Source organism: Lutibacter oricola, from assembly GCF_900106565.1.
GTDB classification, from domain to species: Bacteria; Bacteroidota; Bacteroidia; order Flavobacteriales; family Flavobacteriaceae; genus Lutibacter; species Lutibacter oricola.
Map to the genome: position 1 here is coordinate 603,817 of NZ_FNNJ01000001.1, position 18,723 is coordinate 622,539.

Below are 18,723 nucleotides of genomic sequence, written 5' to 3' on the forward strand. Positions count from 1 at the left end.
ATTAAAAATGTATAAGAAAGTAAATTTTAAACAACTTGTTTTGGTTGTAATATTAGGGTTGTATGTTATTTCAGGCTACTCGCAGAATAATAAGCGTCCAAATATCATTTTCATTTTAACCGACGATCAATCCTATGGAATGATGGGGTGTACAGGAAATAAAATTATACAAACTCCTAATTTAGATAAGTTGGCTGGTGAAAGTGTTTTGTTTACAAATGCACACGTAAGTAGTGCTATTTGTACACCAAGTAGGGTTTCTATTTTGTTAGGACAGTATGAACGTAAACACGGGGTAAATTTTAATTCAGCTACAACTGTTTCAAATGAAGCTTGGTCAGAATCGTATCCAGTTTTAATGCGTAAAGCTGGTTATTATACAGGTTATATTGGTAAAAATCATTCACCAATTGGAAAAGGAGGTTATGAAAGTGGTTTGTTAGAGAAAAGCTTTGATTATTGGTATGCAAGTCATGGAGGTGTTTATTTTTATCCAAAGGAAAAACGTGAAATTTTTCAAGATGCTATTGCAGATACGCAGGTTGAAATTTTACAAGAAGGAGTAGAACAGTTTTTAGATCCAAATGCAAGAAGACTAAAAGGAGCCATTAGTTTTTTAGATAGCAGACCTAAAGATCAACCTTTTTTATTGAATTTAAATTTCAATATTCCACATGGAGCAACAACTAGCTCTATGCGTCAAAAAGAAACGGATGATGCTATTTACAAAACGCTTTACAGAGATTTAGAAATTCCATTGCCAGAAAACTATATTGCAAGAGCAGATATTAAAACGCCCAAGCTTCCTGCAGAAATTCATCATGCAGATGATAGACAAACAGGTTATGATTATGTGGATACTCCTGAAGGATTTCGTGAACGTTATATTCGTCAATTGCAATGTATAACTGGAGTTGATAGGTTGGTAGGTAAACTTCGTGAAAAATTAAAAGAACTAAAATTAGATAAAAATACCATTATCATTTTTACTTCAGATCACGGATTATTTATGGGAGAATTTGGCTTAGGAGGAAAATCGTTGTGTTATGAAAAAACAACACACGTACCTATGTTTATGTACAACCCAAAACAGAAAAAAGGTTTTAAAAGTGATGCTTTAGTACAAACTATTGATGTTGCTCCAACATTATTATCATTAGCAGGTGCTGAGATTCCAAATTCAATGCAAGGAAAAGATCTTTCCAATTTTATAAATGGAGAAAGACCAAAAGTTAGAGATTATTTATACACCGAAAATTTATGGTCTACAACCTTTGGGAATCCTAGATGTGAAGCTGTTCAAACAAAAGATTGGAAATACATTAGATATTATAAAAACAACAATATTTCAGCTCAAAAGAGAGTAGAACTAGCCAAAGAATATAAAATTCCTTTGCGAGTAATGTTGTATGAAGTGCACCCAAGTCAAATGGCGGTTTATAGAAGTTTTGTTGAAGGACCTATAAACGGAGAACAACCTGTTTATGAAGAGTTATATCATTTAAAGAAAGATCCAAACGAGGTTCACAATTTAGTAAACGAATCGAAGCACAAAGCAATTCTTGAAGAATTAAGACAAGCTTGGAAAATTGAAATTAAAAAAGCTAGAGGTAAAGGCAAGCCCAAAGTTTACAGTTATACAAATATAAAATCAAAAATTTAAAATTCAGAGATGAAACAACTTATTAAACAGATATTATTTCTATTTGCATTTTCAATAGGGATAGGAAACGCGCAATCACAAGAAACAGATTTTATTATTCATACGGATATGCAGACTGGAGGAATTCAGAAGATTATGCATAAGAATGATAAGCATAATATGAATTGGATTTTTGCTGCAGATGGAAGTGAGTTAGAATGGTTTACTCCTGAATTTGGTTGGGGTTTAGGTTTTATAACCATAGAAAAAGCAGGAAAAAAAGAAACCTTTAAATGGAATTCAATTTCTAATATTTCAGTAAAAGATGGAAAAACAACTTACACGTATAACTTTCCAGATTTTAATATGAATATCACAAGATCATTCAACAATGAAGGAGAATTAATTGAGAATTTTAATGTTGAAAACACCAGTTCAAAAGATTTAAAAGTTGTTGATATGGGTATTTACACACCGTTAAAAGATTGGTATGCTGGTGGAGCAGAAGTTTGTATGACAAGCCGTTGTAATGTACATGTTTGGGCAGGAGGATACAATTCATCGTACTTAAATGCTATTAGAATGGGAACAGAAGCACCTCATTTAGGTTTGGTGGTAACTGATGGAAGTATTCGTCATTACGAACTTGTAAACACGAGTACAATGCCAAGAAAAGTAGCAGGTTCAAATCTACGTGGTGGAATTACATTAAAAGTAGAGCCAAAAACTATAAAACCAAATAGTACTTATGGATTAACGTGGAAAGTATTTTGGCATAATGGTTATGAAGATTTTTATGCAAAAGCATTAGCAAACGGAACCGTAATTGCAGAGGCTGATAAGTATTTTATTCCATTGGGTGAAACTGCTAAAATGCGTTTTAAATCGAACAAAAAATTAGAGAATGTGAGTTGTTCGGTGGAAGGAACTCCAATTAGTTTCAAGCAAACAGGTAATGTAATAACAGCAGAATTCAAAGCAAAAAAAATAGGAGATAAAGTTGTAACCTTAAATTATAATGGTAAAAAAACGGTAATCAACCTATATTTTTCGCTTCCAACAAAAAAGTTATTGAAAAAAAGGGTCGATTTTATTATTGATAAGCAACAAATGAAAGATAAATCAGATCCACGTTTTGGTGCTTATATGGTGTATGATAATGAAGAAAATGAGATTTATCAAAACATTCCATTTAAAGTAGATCACGATGAAGGTGCAGAACGTTTAGGAATGGGTGTTGCCATTGCAAATTGGTTGCAGCAATTTCCAAATTCAAAAAAGAAATATAAAGAGTCTTTAGAAGAATATTACCAGTTTGTACGCTATAAATTACAAACGCCAGAGTATAAGGTTTATTCAACAGTAGATCATACAAAACGACACAGAGGTTATAATTATCCTTGGGTTGCTGCTTTTTATGCAGAATTATACAAACAAACTAAAAATCCAGTTTACATTAAAGATTGTTACCACACAATGCGTAAATGGTATAAAGAGTTTGGTTACGATTTCTATGCTATTTGTGTACCTATTAAAAAAAGTATCGATTATTTACGTGAAGCTGGGTTTAATAAAGAAGCTGAAATTTTGTTGAATGATTATAAAATGGTGGCTAAAGAATATGATAAAAACGGAATTAATTATCCTAGTCACGAAGTTGTTTTTGAGCAGTCTATTGTTTCGCCAGCTGTTAATTTCTATTTGGAATTATATCACATTACCAAAGACAAACATTATTTAGAAGAAGGTGAAAAACATCTTAAAATATTGGAAGCTTTTAATGGCCAACAACCAGATTATCATTTAAATGAAGTAGGTATTCGTCATTGGGATGGATATTGGTTTGGAAAAAGACAATCGTGGGGAGATACTATGCCGCATTATTGGTCTGCATTAACAGGTAGAGCATATATTCAGTATTACGCAGCTACAGGAAATGAAGAATACTTACGTAGAGGAAAAATATGTTTAGAAAACAACCTTTGTAATATTAGAGACAATGGTACTGGAGCAGCAGTATATATTTATCCAGAAAAAGTGAACGGTGTAAAAGCAGAATTTTACGATGAATGGGCAAATGACCAAGATTGGGCATTGTTCTTTTTCTTAGAAATGAATGAAATATTAAAATGGAAATAATAAAAGTTGAGAACCACAAAATAGTTTAACCATTCAAATACAACAATTCAATGAAAATAAATGATATAACTAAATATTCTATCTGCTTTTTTGTATTCATGTTTGTAAACCTATCATTACAGGTTAAGGAATACAACATTAGTGACTACGGTGCAGTAAACGATGGTAAAACAATAAATTCATTATAAATGCAAATTATACAAAAATACCGACTTGTTTTTTTCGTTGGAATCTTCATTTTAATAAGTTCTTGCCAATCAAAATCTTCTTGGGATATTAGAGAGTTTGGAGCTGTTGCTGATAGCACCACAATTAATACAGTAGCCATTCAAAATGCCATTGATGCTTGTAGTGAAGCAGGAGGTGGAATGGTGATAATGAAAGAAGGTAATTATATTACTGGAACAATTTTGTTGAAGAATAATGTTATCCTTAAAATTGATGAAGGAGCAAAACTAATAGGAAGTAAAAATCCATTAGATTATAAAAGTATTGACCCTTTTACAGATGCCGTTGGGCAACTTAGAGGTAAGTGTTTAGTTGGCGCTGAAGACGTTTCTAATATTGGAATTATTGGAAACGGAACAATAGATGGAATGGGGAAACATTTTTTAAGAGAAAACCTATTGCTGAATGCTGATAAATTTGGGTTTGAAAAATCTAAAGTTAGAAAGTATCAATCAAACCGTCCTTTTTTAGTTCGATTCGTAAAGTCATCAAATATTACGGTTAAAGATGTTCATCTTCGTTCTGCAGCGGCTTGGGCTTTACATTTTTTTCAGTCCAATAAAATTAATGTGGATGGAATTGATATTTATAACCATAATAATCATAATACCGATGGTATTGATATGGATTCGAGTTCTGATGCTGTGATTAAAAATTGCAATATAGACACAGCCGATGATGCTATTTGTTTTAAAACAACAAGTCCAGTTCCTACTCAAAATATATTAGTGGAAAATTGTCGTTTAAAAAGTAATTGGGGAGCCGTAAAATTTGGAACGGAAAGTATGGGAGACTTTAAAAATATTACGGTGAAGAATTGCTACCTACATAATACCAAAGGAGGAGGAATAAAAGTGCTAAGTGTTGATGGTGCTAACATAAGTGATATAGTTCTAGATAGTCTTACAATGAAAAATGTTGATATGCCAATTTTTGTTCGTCTTGGAGAGCGTTTAAGAACATATCGTTATGCTCCTAAACAAAAGGTAGGAAGCATTAACAACATAAGTATCAGCAATATTTCTGCAATTTCCCGAAGCATTGAGGAATCTCGTGTTTCACCACCATCTGGAATTTTTATAACAGGTACTTCCAATCATAAAATAGGCAAGGTGAGTTTAAATAATATAAAAATTACACTACCTGGAGGAGGTAATGAAGAACACTCAAAAATAGTGGTTGCAGAGGATGAAAAACGATATCCTGAGTTTAGCTTTTTTGGAGTGTCTCCAGCTTATGGTATTTATGCCCGACATATTAATAATCTTAAAACTGACAATATAAAATTTACGCTACTTGATGATGATCAGCGTAAAGAGATTGTATTTGATGATGTAAACTAAAATAATGATGAAAAAAGAAATGAGAGAAAAAGCAATAGAATTAGGTGATACAAAAAAGTATAAGGACACTATAGTTGATTTTTGGGATTTTTACTGATTGAAGTAACCTAAGAAAAGATTTAGTGAATAAGTGAAATCTCATGAATAAGAGTAGATAAAATATAATTTTCTTATTGAGAGAAATGAATGAAATATTAAAGTGGAAATAAATTCAAAAATGAAAGTATTTAAAATAAAAATAGTAGTTGCACTTATAACTTTACTAACGGTGTTTAGTGTTGAAATGTTTGCGCAAAAAAACAGCAGACCAAATGTTATTGTTGTATTAGCAGATGATTTAGGAACAGGTGATGTTTCATATTATAGAAAATTACACAGTAATAAAATTGTTTTGGAAACACCTAACTTAGATAAACTTGCTAATGAAGGAATGATTTTTACAAACGCACATTCGCCAGCAGCTTTGTGTGCAACATCACGTTACGCTATTATGACAGGTAATAGCTGTTACCGAAGTGCAGAAGGTTGGGGTGTTTGGGGAGGATATTCAAAACCAGTGATTAAAGAGGAACAATTAACCTTGGGTCGTTTAATGAAACAAGCCAATTATAACACTGCATTTTTTGGTAAATGGCATATTGGTACTGGTTTCGGAAGAAAAGATAATTCCGAAGTGTTATTTATTTCAAATAGACAAGAAAAGAAGAATCCACGTGTACCAGTAGATATTACTAAAATATTATATGGTCCAAAACAGTTTGGTTTTGATTATAGTCTTTCATTACCTGCTGGTATACAAAACACGCCGTATGCTATTTATGAGAACCATAAATGGTTAAAGCTAAAAGAAAATTCAACAATAAAAGTTATTAATCAAGAAGATTATAAACGTTTAGGTGTAGATCATTTTAATAAGCCGGGTTGGGGAGATTCTAATTGGAATCCAAGCGAAATGGGGCCTCTTTTAGCAAGTAAAGCCGTTGATTATATTGCTGAAAATGCAAATAAAACAGCACCGTTTTTTATGTATTACTGTTCACAAGCTGTTCATACACCACACGCTCCACCAACTGAAATTAATGGTGTTAAAATCAAAGGAACAACTCCATCAAAACATTTAGATATGGTTAAAGAGTTGGATCAACAAGTAGGTATGTTAATTAACGAACTAAAAAAACAAGGAGTTTATGATAATACGGTAATAATTTTCACTTCTGATAATGGAGGATTGGGACCAGATATTGTTCCAGATAGTTATTCTTCAGGTCATCAACCAAGTAGCATATATCGAGGCTCTAAAAATTTACCATATGAAGGCGGACATCGTGTGCCTTTTATAGTGTCATGGCCTCATAATATAAAGAAACAACAGCAATCTAGTCAGCCAATAATTGGTATGGATATTATGGCAACATTGGCAGGAATTACAAATCAAACTATTGGAAAATCTGTTGCGCAAGATTCTCATAACTTAATGCCAGTTCTTAAAAATGTTAAAGGAGCCAAAACACATGATTTTTTAATGGTTCAAGGTGGTGCAGATAAAGAATATATTATAAATGATAAAGGTTGGAAATTAATTCTTCAAGTCAATAAAAAAACGAAAGATTATTTAGACGCAACTCCTATTGGATTATTTAATTTGAATGATAACCAAATTGAAGAACAATCCAAAGATTATATCAATAACCCTGCTTATCAAGACAAAGTAGCTTCATTGTTAAAGAAGTATAAAGAAACTATTAAATCTAATGTTTATTTAGGAAATCATTAATATATAGCTTATTTAATTATGTGCCCGTAATATAAATCAATGAAGCATTAAATAAGCAAAGATATGTTGGGTAATACTAAATGTTGAAGAACTTTGTAAGTTGAAAAGAATAGAGTGAGATGGATTTAAATAGAAAAAATATAGTTTTAATAGTAGTTTTACTAATTGCAATACAATTAACAGCGCAGAAAAAACCAAACATCATTTTAATAATGGCAGATGATGTTAGCTGGAATTGTTTTGGTACTTATGGAGCACAAGACTATAAAACGCCAAATATTGATGCTTTGGCTTCAAAGGGAGTTCAATTTAATCATTGTTATTCTATGCCTATTTGTACACCATCACGTGTAAAAATTATGACTGGTCAATATAATTTTAGGAATTATACACATTTTGGTTACCTAAACCCAAAGGATAAAACATTCGGACATTTAATGAAAAATGCAGGTTATAAAACTGCCATTGCAGGTAAGTGGCAATTGAACGGATTGTACAATAATTTACCTGGCTCTTTAGATAAATCAAGACCTCAAAAAGCTGGTTTTGATGAGTCGTGTTTGTGGCAAGTTACTACACGTAAAACTGGTGAAAATGGTGGGGAGCGTTTTTGGAGTCCGCCGTTGCTTCAAAATGGAGAATTTTTAACTGTTGAAGATAATAAAGACAAATATGGACCAGATATTATGTCTGATTTTGTTTGTGACTTTATTGAAAAGAATAAAGATGAACCATTTTTTGTGTATTATCCAACTGTTTTAGTTCATAGTCCATTTGTTCCAACACCTGATACAATTGGTGATAAACCTAGAACTCAGGATGCTAATAAAACACCAAAAGACAAAGATTTAAAGAAAGCAAATTATGTTGCAATGGTTAATTATTTAGATAAATTGGTTGGTAAAATTGTTGACAAAGTTGAATCAATCGGACAGCTCGATAATACAATTATTTTGTTTACTTCAGATAACGGAACAGCTTCAATTACCTCTAAGTGGAAAGGAAAAAACATTACTGGAGCCAAAGGTAAAACTGTAGATATGGGAACTCACGTACCATTAGTAGCTTATTGGAAAGGACACACTCCACAAGGTGTAAAAAGTAATGATTTAATTGATTTTACTGATTTCTATACAACCATTGCTGATGCTGCTAATATTAAACATGCTGCTGATGATCCAATTGATGGAAGAAGTTTTTTACCTCAATTACAAGGTAAAACGGGCAAGCCTCGCGATTGGGTGTTTTGGCAATATCAACCGTATTGGGGAAAATTTAAAGGAGTTCAATTTGTTCGAAATCAATCTTATAAGCTGTATAAAACTGGTGAGTTGTATGATGTTCCAAATGATATTCATGAGAAGCATAATTTAATGCAGGTTTCAAACAATAAAGCAGCCAAAAAAGCAAAAAAAAGTCTTCAAAAAGTTCTTGATTTAGCGCCACCAGCACCTTCGATTATAGGAGGTAGAAATGCAAAAGAACGTGTTTTATATACGAATTGGGAGAATATTGTAAATCCAAATGATTAACTAGAAAATAATGAGAAAGTATAAACTTTACAGGAAATTATACTTATAAGAAAGGTTATAAACTTCTTTTCTTAGTAATGTTATTTTAGGTTTTATATTATTTAAAAAAATAAACGCAAATCAATTGATGTTACAATTTTAGCTTCTAATCGTTATAGGTTTTAGAATTTTTAGTATAAAATTTTATATTTGTTAAATGGCAGATTCTTCAAAATCTATAGCAGTACTTCCTTTTGTTAATATGAGTAATGATGTTAACAATGAGTATTTTAGCGATGGTATTACTGAAGAAATTATCAATGCACTTACCAAAATAGAAGGTTTAAAAGTAATTGCCAGAACTTCATCCTTTTCGTTTAAAGGAAAAAATATTGACATTAGAACTATAGGAGAAAAGTTAAGTGTAAAAACTATTTTAGAAGGAAGTGTAAGAAAATCACAAAATAGAGTTCGGATTACTGCTCAATTAATAGAATCGGAAACTGGTTTACATTATTGGTCAGAAAATTTTGACAGAGAATTAGATGATATTTTTCAACTTCAAGACGAAATTAGTTTGTTGATCGCAGATAGAATTAGAGAGAATTTTGGGCATTTAAATATCAATGAACATTTAGTGTTAATTGATACCAAAAATGTAGAAGCCTATCAAGCATATTTAAAAGCTAGAGCACTTCAGTTAAATTGGAATTTAGAAGATATTTACAAAGCTATTAAGCAATACAAAAAATGTATTGAAATTGATGAGAACTACTCTGATGCTTATATTGCAATTGGTTGGTGCTATGGAATTTTGGCTAGTTGGGGTTTTATGGATCAAGAGGAAGGATTTTCGTTAAGTGAATTTTTTCTAAATAAAGGTAAAGAGTTAAACCCCAATTCGTTTAAGCTGTATTTTGCCCAATCTACCAATAGTTTTTGGAGAGATTGGAATTATAAAAAAGGACTCGAATTTTTAAATAAGAGCATTGAGATTAATCCAGGATATTCCGATGTTTTTGAAGCCAAAGCAGAAATTTTTACAGCTATAGGTTATTGGAAAGAAGCAATTAAATATGTAGATAAAGCATTGGATTTAAATCCGCTATCTCCCAATCATTTTTATACCAAAGGAGTTATTTATTATTTAAATAAAGATTACAATACTGCTTTAAAATATTTAGAAAAAGCTATTGAAATAGATTCAGAGTTTTCATTGGCAATTCAAACAAAGTTAGCTTGTTTTATATGGTTAAATAATTGGAAATCATTTGTTAATTTTATTGAAAGTAATGATGTTTTGAAGGATTTAAAATTAGTACTTCATAAATTATTTTGTAGTATAAATAAAAAAGAGCTTCCAAATGCATCTTTAAATAAGCTATTAAATTCAAATTCTGAAACTAAACAAAGCTCACTAATAGATTGGGATTTCTATTTAGCTATTCAAGAAGAAAATTTAGAAACAAATTTTCAAAAATTGGAGTACATAATTAATACAAAACCTGGACAATTTGTAAATTTCAATAACGATCCATTTTTAAAAATACTAAGAAAAGAACCTAAGTTTAAAGCGTTACAAGATAAAGTTTTTTATAACGATGTTTTGCCAATTAAAAATGAAGTTAAAAAGTCGAAGCCAAGGCAACTGCTTTTGAGTGAAGATGAAATTGCACATTTTAAAACTAAAATAGCTCAAACTATAAATGAAGATGCTAATTATTTAAAGTCTGATTTAACACTTAAAGGTTTGGCTGAAAACATTGAATTACACCCAAATAAGTTATCTTGGTTATTAAACACAGCATATCATCAAAATTTTAATGATTATATCAATTCATTTAGAATAAATCATTTTAAAAAACTTGTTATAGACCCTAAAAACAGCCATATAACTATTCTTGGTTTGGCGTACGATAGTGGTTTCAATTCTAAAAGTGTATTTAATACATATTTCAAAAAGGTAGAAGGTATTACTCCAAGTCAGTGGGTTAAAAATCAGTCTCTTTAAAACTTTAATTACACTTCTCTTTGTTTGTTAAGTGCTTATTGTAAAAGCGTTCTGAAATGTAATTCAGTACTATTTACCATTCCATTTTATATAAGTTTGAAAAAATTTTGAAAGAAAATTAAAAAAATGTGTGATTTTTTTTCTGAAGAACGATTAATGAAGTAAACAAGTATTTGAAATTATAATTAAAAATGAAATATTCAAATAAGAATATAGAAATAGCAACTCTTATTGAAGAAAATAGGCGATTAATTTACAAGGTGGTTAATAGTTATTGTACAGATGTTAATGAGCAAGAAGATTTAATTCAAGAAATTATTTTTCAAATCATTAATAGTTACCAGAATTTCGACCATAAAGTAAAAACAACTACTTGGATGTATAAAATTGCTTTTAATGTTGCTATCTCTCATTACCGTAAAACAAACAATCGTAAAAAATATTTTGCAGAAATGCCATCTAAAGTGGTAACTATTGAAGAAACTTACAATCACGAAATGGATGAGAAAGTGAAGATGTTAAGACAGTTTATTCAAGAATTTGATCCGTTAAACAAAGCAATTTTAATTATGTATTTAGATGGTAATAGCCATACCGAAATTTCAAAAGTTGTTGGAATTTCCGTGAGTAATGTAGGCACCAAAATAGGTAGAATAAAAAAACAATTACAAAAAAAGTTTAAAAAATAATAGTATGGAACATATAGATATACAAGATATTTGGAGACAGAACGAAATGATTCTTGAACAAAATAGAAAATTTAATATAGAACTACTAAAAGAAGTTAAAATTGACAAAGCAAAATCATCATTAAAGAATTTACTTTTTTTACCAATAAGCACATTACTATTCAACACTTTAGTTGCTTCATATGCATTGTGTTTTACCGTTTTAAATTATGAATTTTGGTATTTTGTATTTTCAGGATTAATGATTTCCTTTTTTTCAATTTGGTTTGTGATTTCATCTATCAAACAACTGAAATTGATACTTTTAGTAGACTACAAAAATGAAATTTTAACGATTCAGGAAGACTTATCTAAAATTAAAATAGCAGTAGTTAAAAACTTACGAATTGCAAGCTATTTATTGCCCTTTGGACCATTTATAGCGTTGTTTTTATTCAAAGCAATTTTAAATATAGATTTAATGGAAGTATTAGACTTTAAAATGCTGGTTTCCTTCGGAATTAGTACAGTTGTCCTTGAAATTATTTCATTAGTAGTATTGAGAGCTTTAAAGCCTAAAAACATAAATAAAAAATGGCTAAACTGGTTATTAATGGGAAATGGAAGTCAGGTTAATGATGCTATAGTTTTTTTAGATGATATAAAAACATTTGAAGAAAATAATCAATAATATTTAATTCAATACTACACTAAAAACCAGGTTCAATCATACTTTTTTGAACTAGAATATCACATCAATTTTTTAATAATATTCCGAACGTTTGAAATTATAATCTCGAACGATTTGAAGGAAACTATTGGTCAAATTTGCAGTGTTGATTTCAACAATTAATAATAACTAAAAAAACAAAAAATGAAGACAAAATTAATTTTAAGCTTAACCATATGCATTTTAGCATTAAGCGTTAATGCACAAACAAGATTTGTAAAAGTAAATGATACAATTAGACAATTTACGGTGTATAAACCCAATAAAATTGACTCAACTAAAAAGGTACCACTTTTATTAAATTTTCACGGATCAGGTATGACGGCTTTAGAGCAAATGTTTTATACCAATACAAATACCCTAGCAGAAGATATTGAAATTGTTGTGGCCTATCCACAAGGAATAAACAACGATTGGAATGTTGGTTTTGAACAAGATTATGATACAGGAACAAAAGATGTTGAATTTATAAAAGTTTTAATTGAAAAGTTAGTAAAAAATTATTCTATCGATAAAAATAGAATTTATGCAACAGGACTTTCAAGAGGAGGTTTTTTTATTCAAAGATTGGTTGCTGAATTACCTAACCAAATAAAAGGTTTTGTAGCTGTTGGAGCTCCAATGCCAGTTGAAGTTAAAAACAGAATGCAATCTAACGAGCCTGTTAAAGCAATGTTTGTTCACGGAACTGCAGATTATATTGTAAAAATGGATGGTAAAGAGAATGCATATGTATCACATTCTGAATGTATAGATTATTGGAAAAAAAGAAATAATGCAACTGACAAAGCCAAAATTGAAACTATTAATACTGTTGAAGATGAAACTTCAGTAACCATTAAAAATTACGATTCTGTAACTGAAATTCTAATTGAAAATGGTGGTCACACTTGGCCAGGAACAGATTCTTTTAATGTAGGTTTTCCTTTAGGAAAAACAACTCAAGATATAAACTTCAACAACATATTAGCAAACTTTATAAATAACTAAAAAAAACACAAATTATAATATTATGAAAACACTATGTAAAATCTCAGTAATCTTAGCATTATTAATAACAGGATTATTAACGTCTTGCTCAAGCGATGACAATGATGTTAATCCACCAATCAATAGCTATACAACTGTTGAAGATTTATTAACTGAAGTTGATTTTCAAGGTTTTGCAATTGTAACTAAGAACGGAAATGATTTAGTACGTCAAGGTTTTGGATTGGCAAATGAATCCACAGGATTAGCACAAGATTTTGAACTTGAATATAGAATAGGTTCAGTAAGTAAAACATTAACAGCTTCGGCAATTGTTCAACTAAAAAGAGATGGCTACATCAGTAGTTTTAATCAAACTTTAGATGAATTTGATGCTGAATTCCCAAATGGAAATCAAATTACAATTGCACATTTATTATCGCATCAATCAGGTATTCCAGACTATCAATTTGTAGTTGAAGAATCTTACAAACAAGGTGAAACCTTTGATGAAGAAGGTATTTATGAAGTAATTACAGAGATGGTGTCAGAAGACGGTTTAAATTTTACACCAGGTTCAGGAAAACAATATAGTAATTCAAACTTTCTTATTGCAGCAATGTTAGTTCAGGAAATGTCTCAAATGTCTTACCACGAATATCTTCAGCAAAAAATATTATCACCTTTAAGTATGGCTAACACAAGTAAAGGTTTAAATGTAATTAATACTGATACGCACGCTGAAGGTTATAATAACGGTAACATTAATAGTACGTATCCAATGCCAATTGCATTTGGAGCAGGTGACTTTAGTAGTACTCCAAAAGATATGGAAGTTTGGACAAACGCAGTAAGAACAAACTGGTTTACTGAAGCTGAAAAAGATGAAATTTTTGCTCAAAATGTTCCAAGTGGTTATGTAGATTTTGGTTTAGGATGGTTTACAACACAAGAAGGTAATACTACAATGTATTGGCACGGAGGCGATATTAATGGTTATTGGAGTATGATTGGTTTTATTCCAGAATACAATGCAACAATTGTATTATTAAGTAATCAACAAGATGATACAGGAACGCAACGAAATACCATTATTGAGCAATTGTTACCAAACGAATTTAACTAAGAAAACAAATTAAAAACATTTAGAAAATGAAAAAATTAGTAGCTACAATCACTTTATTTACATTATTAGTCACAACTATTTTTGCTCAGGAAAAACCAAAACAAGAGTTTGAGATTAAAGTTATTACAAGTGTAGAATCTATTGTTCCTAGCGGATTAGGAAGATCTCGTATAATTTCATCAAATAACGAAATAGATTATAAACAATTTACATCTAGTCAAACAGCAGAAAATAATACTCGTAATAAGTCTAAAAGAAAAGATATTAGAACAAAAGGTTTTGAGGAAACCAAATTATTGAACTTTTACAATATTGCAGGCATACGATTTCAAAATATAGCATCAAATGACGCTTTAATTTCTTCAAAATTAACTGCGATGCTTTCTGAAGGTTGGGATTTATTGTTTGTAACAAGTGCAGTAGAAAGTGATGCAGGCGTAAAAGATGACAATGGAATTTTTATTACACGATATATTTTTAAAAGAAGATTAAACTAAATTATAAATAATGAAACATACCAACGTATTATTAGCAGGTGCTACAGGATATTTAGGTAGTTATTTGTTAAAAGCATTAGAAAAGAATCAAAAGCAAGTTGTAGCAATTGTTCGTAATCCTGATAAATTAAAAAACACGAATGAAAACTATGTAGAAATTAAACAAGCTGAAGTAACAAAGCCAAAAACATTAAAAGATGTTTGTAAAGGAATTGACGTGGTAATTTCTACTGTTGGAATAACAAGGCAAAAGGATGGTTTAACCTATATGGATGTAGATTATCAGGCAAATTTAAATTTACTTGAAGAAGCTAAAAAACAAAAAGTAAAGCGGTTTATTTATGTATCTGCAATTAATGGAGATAAACATAGAAACCTTAAAATTTTTGAAGCAAAAGAAAAGTTTGTAGATGCATTAAAAGCTTCAGGTTTAAATTATACAGTGGTAAGACCAAACGGTTTTTTTTCTGATATGAAAGATTTTTTAAATATGGCAAAATTAGGCAAAGTATATCTTTTTGGAAGTGGTAAGCAATTATTAAATCCAATTCACGGAGAAGATTTAGCAAATAAAATAGTTGATTTAATTTCAGAGGATATTGAAGAAATAAGTATTGGAGGACCCGATATTTTAAGTTTGGATGATATTAGTGAACTCGCATTAGAAGCTTTAGATAAACCTATTAAAATATACCATTTACCAGATTGGATTAGAAAATTTATAATTTGGTTTTTAAGAACTTTTACAAGCGTTAAAACATACGGTCCTATTGAGTTTTTCTTAACCTTAATGGCTGAAGATAATATTGCCCCAAGTTATGGAAAACAGAAGCTTAAAAACTTTTTTGAAAAGAGTTCTAAATTATAATTCAAAACGATTGGTGTAGCTGTTTTATAAATATTTGCATCAAACAATTACTACTAAAAACTAAAGAAATGAAAACACAATTAAAATTAATTATAGCAATTTTTATACTTAGTCTAAGTTTTTCAACTTATGCTCAAGAACAAAAAGAAAAATCTTATCAAACAAAAGAATTTAAACACTCCATAAGTGCTTGCCCTGTGGCAGTTGCTTTTGGTATTTATTCAATTAATTATGAATACTTACACAATCAAAAGCACGGTTTTGTAGCACGGTTCGACTATGAAGCTATTCCAAAAACATATACCGATGCGAATATAGAATCCAATGGTTGTTCTGTTTTATTAAATTACAGATATCATATAGATAAAAAAATGAATTCTTGTTTTGTTGGTGCTTATGCAAGATATAGAGAGTTTAATGGAGATGGAATGATAAACGAAACTGCATTCGATTTTAATATGCCAGATGTAAGTTTTGGTATTAATGCAGGAAAAAAATGGGTTTGGAATAGTGGGTTTACAATGACTTTTGCTTTGGGGTACGGATTTTCTAACGAAGATTGGGATAGCAATCCAGATACTGTAGAAGTGAATGATGTGATAAAGGATTATAGAAAAGCATATGATTTTATAGATCCTTTTTATGGTGAGTTTTCTATAGGTTATTCATTTTAAATTATGAAAAAAGTATTATTTATAGCAACATTTATAGTTTCTTGTTCATTAATTGGACAAGAGACTATTGAAAATAAATTTCAGCAAGTATTTAATAAAGAATTGTCTAAAGAGAACGTTCACAATGCTTTTTTAAAGGTTTATTCTGGTAAAAATAAGATAGATGTTGAGTTTTTTGGAGGAGATTCCATAACTGAAAATACGCCATTTTATCTTGCTAGTATTGCCAAAACATTTACTGCTGTTTCTGTAGCTATTTTAAAGGAAAACGGACAAATTTCATTTAATGATAGAATATCTAAATATTTATCGAAAGACATTATAAAAAACCTTCATATAATTGATGATGTAGATTATTCTAATGAAATAACAATAGCTCATTTATTGCAACATACTTCTGGTTTAAGCGATTATTTTTCAGATAAAACTATGGATGGAACTCCAAGACTAATTGATCAGTTGTTGCTAAATCCTTCTAAAATTTATAATCCAATTGAATTAATTCAATTTTATAAAGATAAAATGAAGCCAATTTTCCCTCCAGGAAAAGGCTATCATTACACAGATACTGAATATGTTTTACTTGGCTTAATTATTGAAAAAGTAAGTGGTTTAGAATTACATAAATTTTACAAAGAGCATATTTTTAAACCTTTAAAAATGAACAATACATTTCTAAATTTAAGGTCTAAACCAATTTCTGAAACTAAAAAAATGGCAAATTTTTATGCAAGTGCTTATGAAGTTTCAAGTTTTAATAGCTTAAGTGCTGATTGGGCAGGAGGAGGCTTAGTTTCTACCAATTCAGATTTATTAAAATTTCAAAAAGCCTTATTTGAAGGTGAAATTATTAGTAAAAATACTTTAAAGGAAGTGCAACAATGGATTCCAGAAACTTTAGGAATGGAATATGGTTTTGGGCTAAGAAAAATAAATTTGAATGAGCTAAGTACCGGTTGGCCAAACCTAGAAATTATTGGTCATTCAGGTAGTACAGGATCTTTTATGTTCTATTGTCCCAAATTAAACACATATATCTCTGGAACATTAAACCAAATGGAAGAATCACGAAATACAATAGCTTTAATAACTGAAATTTTAACAATTATACAAAGTCAACTGTAATATGAAACTTCAATTAATTAAACCAAAATTTTATATACAGCTATTTAGAGAGTTAATAGGGTTTATCAAACAACCTAAATTAGAAATTAATGATACTAAAACCGTAAAAACAAAAGTTATAGAAACTATTGGGCTGTTTGTAATTAAAATGATGGCAACAATTACAATTGCTATTGTTTTAGGATTGTTTTACGAGCCAACAAACATTACAGATTCTAAAATGGCTGAAAGATTTACGCCATTAATTTTTGTATTAGTTGGAGGGTTTGTTTTACCTGCTTTTGAAGAAATTACCTTTAGGCTTTCGTTAAAATTTAACGTTTGTTATGCAAGTTTATCTATAACAACAATAACGTATTATATACTTACAAAAGCTGTTTTTAAAACAAATTTAAGTTTAGTAGATGATAGTTTTTATTTAAGAATATTGTATTCGATTGGCATTGGAGTTTTGAGCCTAATAGTGTTGAATTTCAATTCAATAAAAAAAAGGTTAAATAACTACTGGAATCGTAATTTTAGGTTTATTTATTATACTTCTTGCATACTTTTTGCTTGGTTACATATATTTAATTTTGAACTCTCAATTTTAAATTTAGTATTGCTTCCAATAATAACACTGCCTCAATTATTTAGTGCCACAATAGCTGGTTATACTAGAGTAGCTTTTGGTTTTCAATATCCTTTAATTATTCATATGTTTACCAATACAATTTTTATAAGTTTAACTTTTATACCTTTAGATTAATGAAATCACAAGCGTATTCACTTCAAAATAAATAGAAAATGCAAGCACCAAACCCAGATAATTTGTTTCCTATTGAAGGCTACGAAAAATTATGTTTTTTGAAAAACATTATAAAGAATCCAAATATTGTAGTTGGTGATTTTACCTATTATGATGATTTTGAAGATGTAAATAATTTTGAAAAAAATGTAAAATATCATTTCGATTTTATTGGTGATAAATTAATCATTGGCAAGTTTTGTATGATTGCTTCAGGTGTGTCTTTTATTATGAATGGAGGTAATCATTTAACTGAGGCAACATCAGCATATCCTTTCGCAATTTTTGGACGAAATTGGAAAAATGCTATGGATGGAAAAACTTACCCGACAAAAGGAGACACAATTGTAGGCAATGACGTTTGGATTGGTCATAACGCAACTATTATGCCTGGTGTAACTATTGGAGATGGCGCTATAATTGCTTCAAATTCTGTTGTAACTAAGAATGTTGAACCTTATACAATTGTTGGTGGAAATCCTGCTAAACCAATTAGAAAGCGTTTTGAAGAAAACACAATTGAAAAACTACTCCATTTAAAATGGTGGGATTGGGAGCTTTCTAAAATCACAGAAAATGTGCAGTTGCTTACTTCTTCACCTCAAGAGTTTTTCAGTAAATATATCTAAAT

Annotated in this window: 16 protein-coding genes; all 16 read left to right on the plus strand. The window is 29.8% G+C overall.

What is annotated here, in order from left to right; genetic code table 11:
- Nucleotides 1–7: 7 nt before the first annotated feature.
- The 16 genes from BLU40_RS02395 to BLU40_RS02470 all read left to right on the plus strand — a co-directional run bounded on the left by BLU40_RS02395 (nt 8) and on the right by BLU40_RS02470 (nt 18,721).
- Entirely contained in the window at nt 8–1,663 is a 1,656-nt protein-coding gene (locus BLU40_RS02395; protein ID WP_090120299.1) for a sulfatase family protein, read from the plus strand.
- A 9-nt stretch (nt 1,664–1,672) separates the two neighbouring features.
- Nucleotides 1,673–3,781: a glycoside hydrolase family 88 protein gene (locus BLU40_RS02400; protein ID WP_090119348.1), complete on the plus strand. Its 2,109-nt coding sequence runs from the start codon at nt 1,673–1,675 to the stop codon at nt 3,779–3,781.
- Between the two features lie 188 nt (nt 3,782–3,969).
- Nucleotides 3,970–5,352: a glycoside hydrolase family 28 protein gene (locus BLU40_RS02405; protein ID WP_090119350.1), complete on the plus strand. Its 1,383-nt coding sequence runs from the start codon at nt 3,970–3,972 to the stop codon at nt 5,350–5,352.
- Nucleotides 5,353–5,569: 217 nt separating this feature from the next.
- Entirely contained in the window at nt 5,570–7,126 is a 1,557-nt protein-coding gene (locus tag BLU40_RS02410; RefSeq protein ID WP_090120301.1) for a sulfatase family protein, read from the plus strand.
- A gap of 119 nt (nt 7,127–7,245) precedes the next feature.
- Nucleotides 7,246–8,658 carry a sulfatase family protein gene (locus tag BLU40_RS02415; protein ID WP_090119352.1) on the plus strand — a complete coding sequence of 471 codons (1,413 nt, stop codon included), beginning with the start codon at nt 7,246–7,248 and terminating at the stop codon, nt 8,656–8,658.
- Nucleotides 8,659–8,854: 196 nt separating this feature from the next.
- Nucleotides 8,855–10,648 carry a helix-turn-helix domain-containing protein gene (locus tag BLU40_RS02420; protein ID WP_090119354.1) on the plus strand — a complete coding sequence of 598 codons (1,794 nt, stop codon included), beginning with the start codon at nt 8,855–8,857 and terminating at the stop codon, nt 10,646–10,648.
- A gap of 191 nt (nt 10,649–10,839) precedes the next feature.
- Nucleotides 10,840–11,337, plus strand: a complete 498-nt coding sequence (locus BLU40_RS02425; RefSeq protein ID WP_090119356.1) for a sigma-70 family RNA polymerase sigma factor — start codon at nt 10,840–10,842, stop codon at nt 11,335–11,337.
- Nucleotides 11,338–11,341: 4 nt separating this feature from the next.
- Nucleotides 11,342–12,007 carry a hypothetical protein gene (locus BLU40_RS02430; protein ID WP_090119358.1) on the plus strand — a complete coding sequence of 222 codons (666 nt, stop codon included), beginning with the start codon at nt 11,342–11,344 and terminating at the stop codon, nt 12,005–12,007.
- Nucleotides 12,008–12,190: 183 nt separating this feature from the next.
- Entirely contained in the window at nt 12,191–13,036 is an 846-nt protein-coding gene (locus BLU40_RS02435; RefSeq protein WP_090119360.1) for a CE1 family esterase, read from the plus strand.
- A gap of 22 nt (nt 13,037–13,058) precedes the next feature.
- Nucleotides 13,059–14,141 (plus strand): serine hydrolase domain-containing protein, encoded by a 1,083-nt coding sequence (locus BLU40_RS02440; protein ID WP_090119361.1) that lies wholly within the window; start codon nt 13,059–13,061, stop codon nt 14,139–14,141.
- A 26-nt stretch (nt 14,142–14,167) separates the two neighbouring features.
- Nucleotides 14,168–14,638 carry a hypothetical protein gene (locus tag BLU40_RS02445; RefSeq protein WP_245729880.1) on the plus strand — a complete coding sequence of 157 codons (471 nt, stop codon included), beginning with the start codon at nt 14,168–14,170 and terminating at the stop codon, nt 14,636–14,638.
- 10 nt (nt 14,639–14,648) lie between these two features.
- Complete coding sequence (locus tag BLU40_RS02450; RefSeq protein ID WP_090119363.1) at nt 14,649–15,506, plus strand: SDR family oxidoreductase; 858 nt, start codon at nt 14,649–14,651, stop codon at nt 15,504–15,506.
- 68 nt (nt 15,507–15,574) lie between these two features.
- Nucleotides 15,575–16,180 (plus strand): DUF3575 domain-containing protein, encoded by a 606-nt coding sequence (locus tag BLU40_RS02455; protein ID WP_090119365.1) that lies wholly within the window; start codon nt 15,575–15,577, stop codon nt 16,178–16,180.
- A 3-nt stretch (nt 16,181–16,183) separates the two neighbouring features.
- Nucleotides 16,184–17,305, plus strand: coding sequence for a serine hydrolase domain-containing protein (locus tag BLU40_RS02460; RefSeq protein WP_245729881.1), 1,122 nt, complete (start codon nt 16,184–16,186; stop codon nt 17,303–17,305).
- A gap of 1 nt (nt 17,306) precedes the next feature.
- Entirely contained in the window at nt 17,307–18,053 is a 747-nt protein-coding gene (locus tag BLU40_RS02465; protein ID WP_090119367.1) for a CPBP family glutamic-type intramembrane protease, read from the plus strand.
- Nucleotides 18,054–18,091: 38 nt separating this feature from the next.
- Nucleotides 18,092–18,721 (plus strand): CatB-related O-acetyltransferase, encoded by a 630-nt coding sequence (locus BLU40_RS02470; protein ID WP_090119368.1) that lies wholly within the window; start codon nt 18,092–18,094, stop codon nt 18,719–18,721.
- Nucleotides 18,722–18,723: the final 2 nt, after the last annotated feature.

What these genes read in the sequence shown, in the direction of transcription:
- BLU40_RS02395 (WP_090120299.1), top strand. Translation starts at nt 8, where the DNA reads ATGTATAAGAAAGTAAATTTTAAACAACTTGTTTTGGTTGTAATATTA.
- BLU40_RS02400 (WP_090119348.1), top strand. Translation starts at nt 1,673, where the DNA reads ATGAAACAACTTATTAAACAGATATTATTTCTATTTGCATTTTCAATA.
- BLU40_RS02405 (WP_090119350.1), top strand. Translation starts at nt 3,970, where the DNA reads ATGCAAATTATACAAAAATACCGACTTGTTTTTTTCGTTGGAATCTTC.
- BLU40_RS02410 (WP_090120301.1), top strand. Translation starts at nt 5,570, where the DNA reads ATGAAAGTATTTAAAATAAAAATAGTAGTTGCACTTATAACTTTACTA.
- BLU40_RS02415 (WP_090119352.1), top strand. Translation starts at nt 7,246, where the DNA reads ATGGATTTAAATAGAAAAAATATAGTTTTAATAGTAGTTTTACTAATT.
- BLU40_RS02420 (WP_090119354.1), top strand. Translation starts at nt 8,855, where the DNA reads ATGGCAGATTCTTCAAAATCTATAGCAGTACTTCCTTTTGTTAATATG.
- BLU40_RS02425 (WP_090119356.1), top strand. Translation starts at nt 10,840, where the DNA reads ATGAAATATTCAAATAAGAATATAGAAATAGCAACTCTTATTGAAGAA.
- BLU40_RS02430 (WP_090119358.1), top strand. Translation starts at nt 11,342, where the DNA reads ATGGAACATATAGATATACAAGATATTTGGAGACAGAACGAAATGATT.
- BLU40_RS02435 (WP_090119360.1), top strand. Translation starts at nt 12,191, where the DNA reads ATGAAGACAAAATTAATTTTAAGCTTAACCATATGCATTTTAGCATTA.
- BLU40_RS02440 (WP_090119361.1), top strand. Translation starts at nt 13,059, where the DNA reads ATGAAAACACTATGTAAAATCTCAGTAATCTTAGCATTATTAATAACA.
- BLU40_RS02445 (WP_245729880.1), top strand. Translation starts at nt 14,168, where the DNA reads ATGAAAAAATTAGTAGCTACAATCACTTTATTTACATTATTAGTCACA.
- BLU40_RS02450 (WP_090119363.1), top strand. Translation starts at nt 14,649, where the DNA reads ATGAAACATACCAACGTATTATTAGCAGGTGCTACAGGATATTTAGGT.
- BLU40_RS02455 (WP_090119365.1), top strand. Translation starts at nt 15,575, where the DNA reads ATGAAAACACAATTAAAATTAATTATAGCAATTTTTATACTTAGTCTA.
- BLU40_RS02460 (WP_245729881.1), top strand. Translation starts at nt 16,184, where the DNA reads ATGAAAAAAGTATTATTTATAGCAACATTTATAGTTTCTTGTTCATTA.
- BLU40_RS02465 (WP_090119367.1), top strand. Translation starts at nt 17,307, where the DNA reads ATGAAACTTCAATTAATTAAACCAAAATTTTATATACAGCTATTTAGA.
- BLU40_RS02470 (WP_090119368.1), top strand. Translation starts at nt 18,092, where the DNA reads ATGCAAGCACCAAACCCAGATAATTTGTTTCCTATTGAAGGCTACGAA.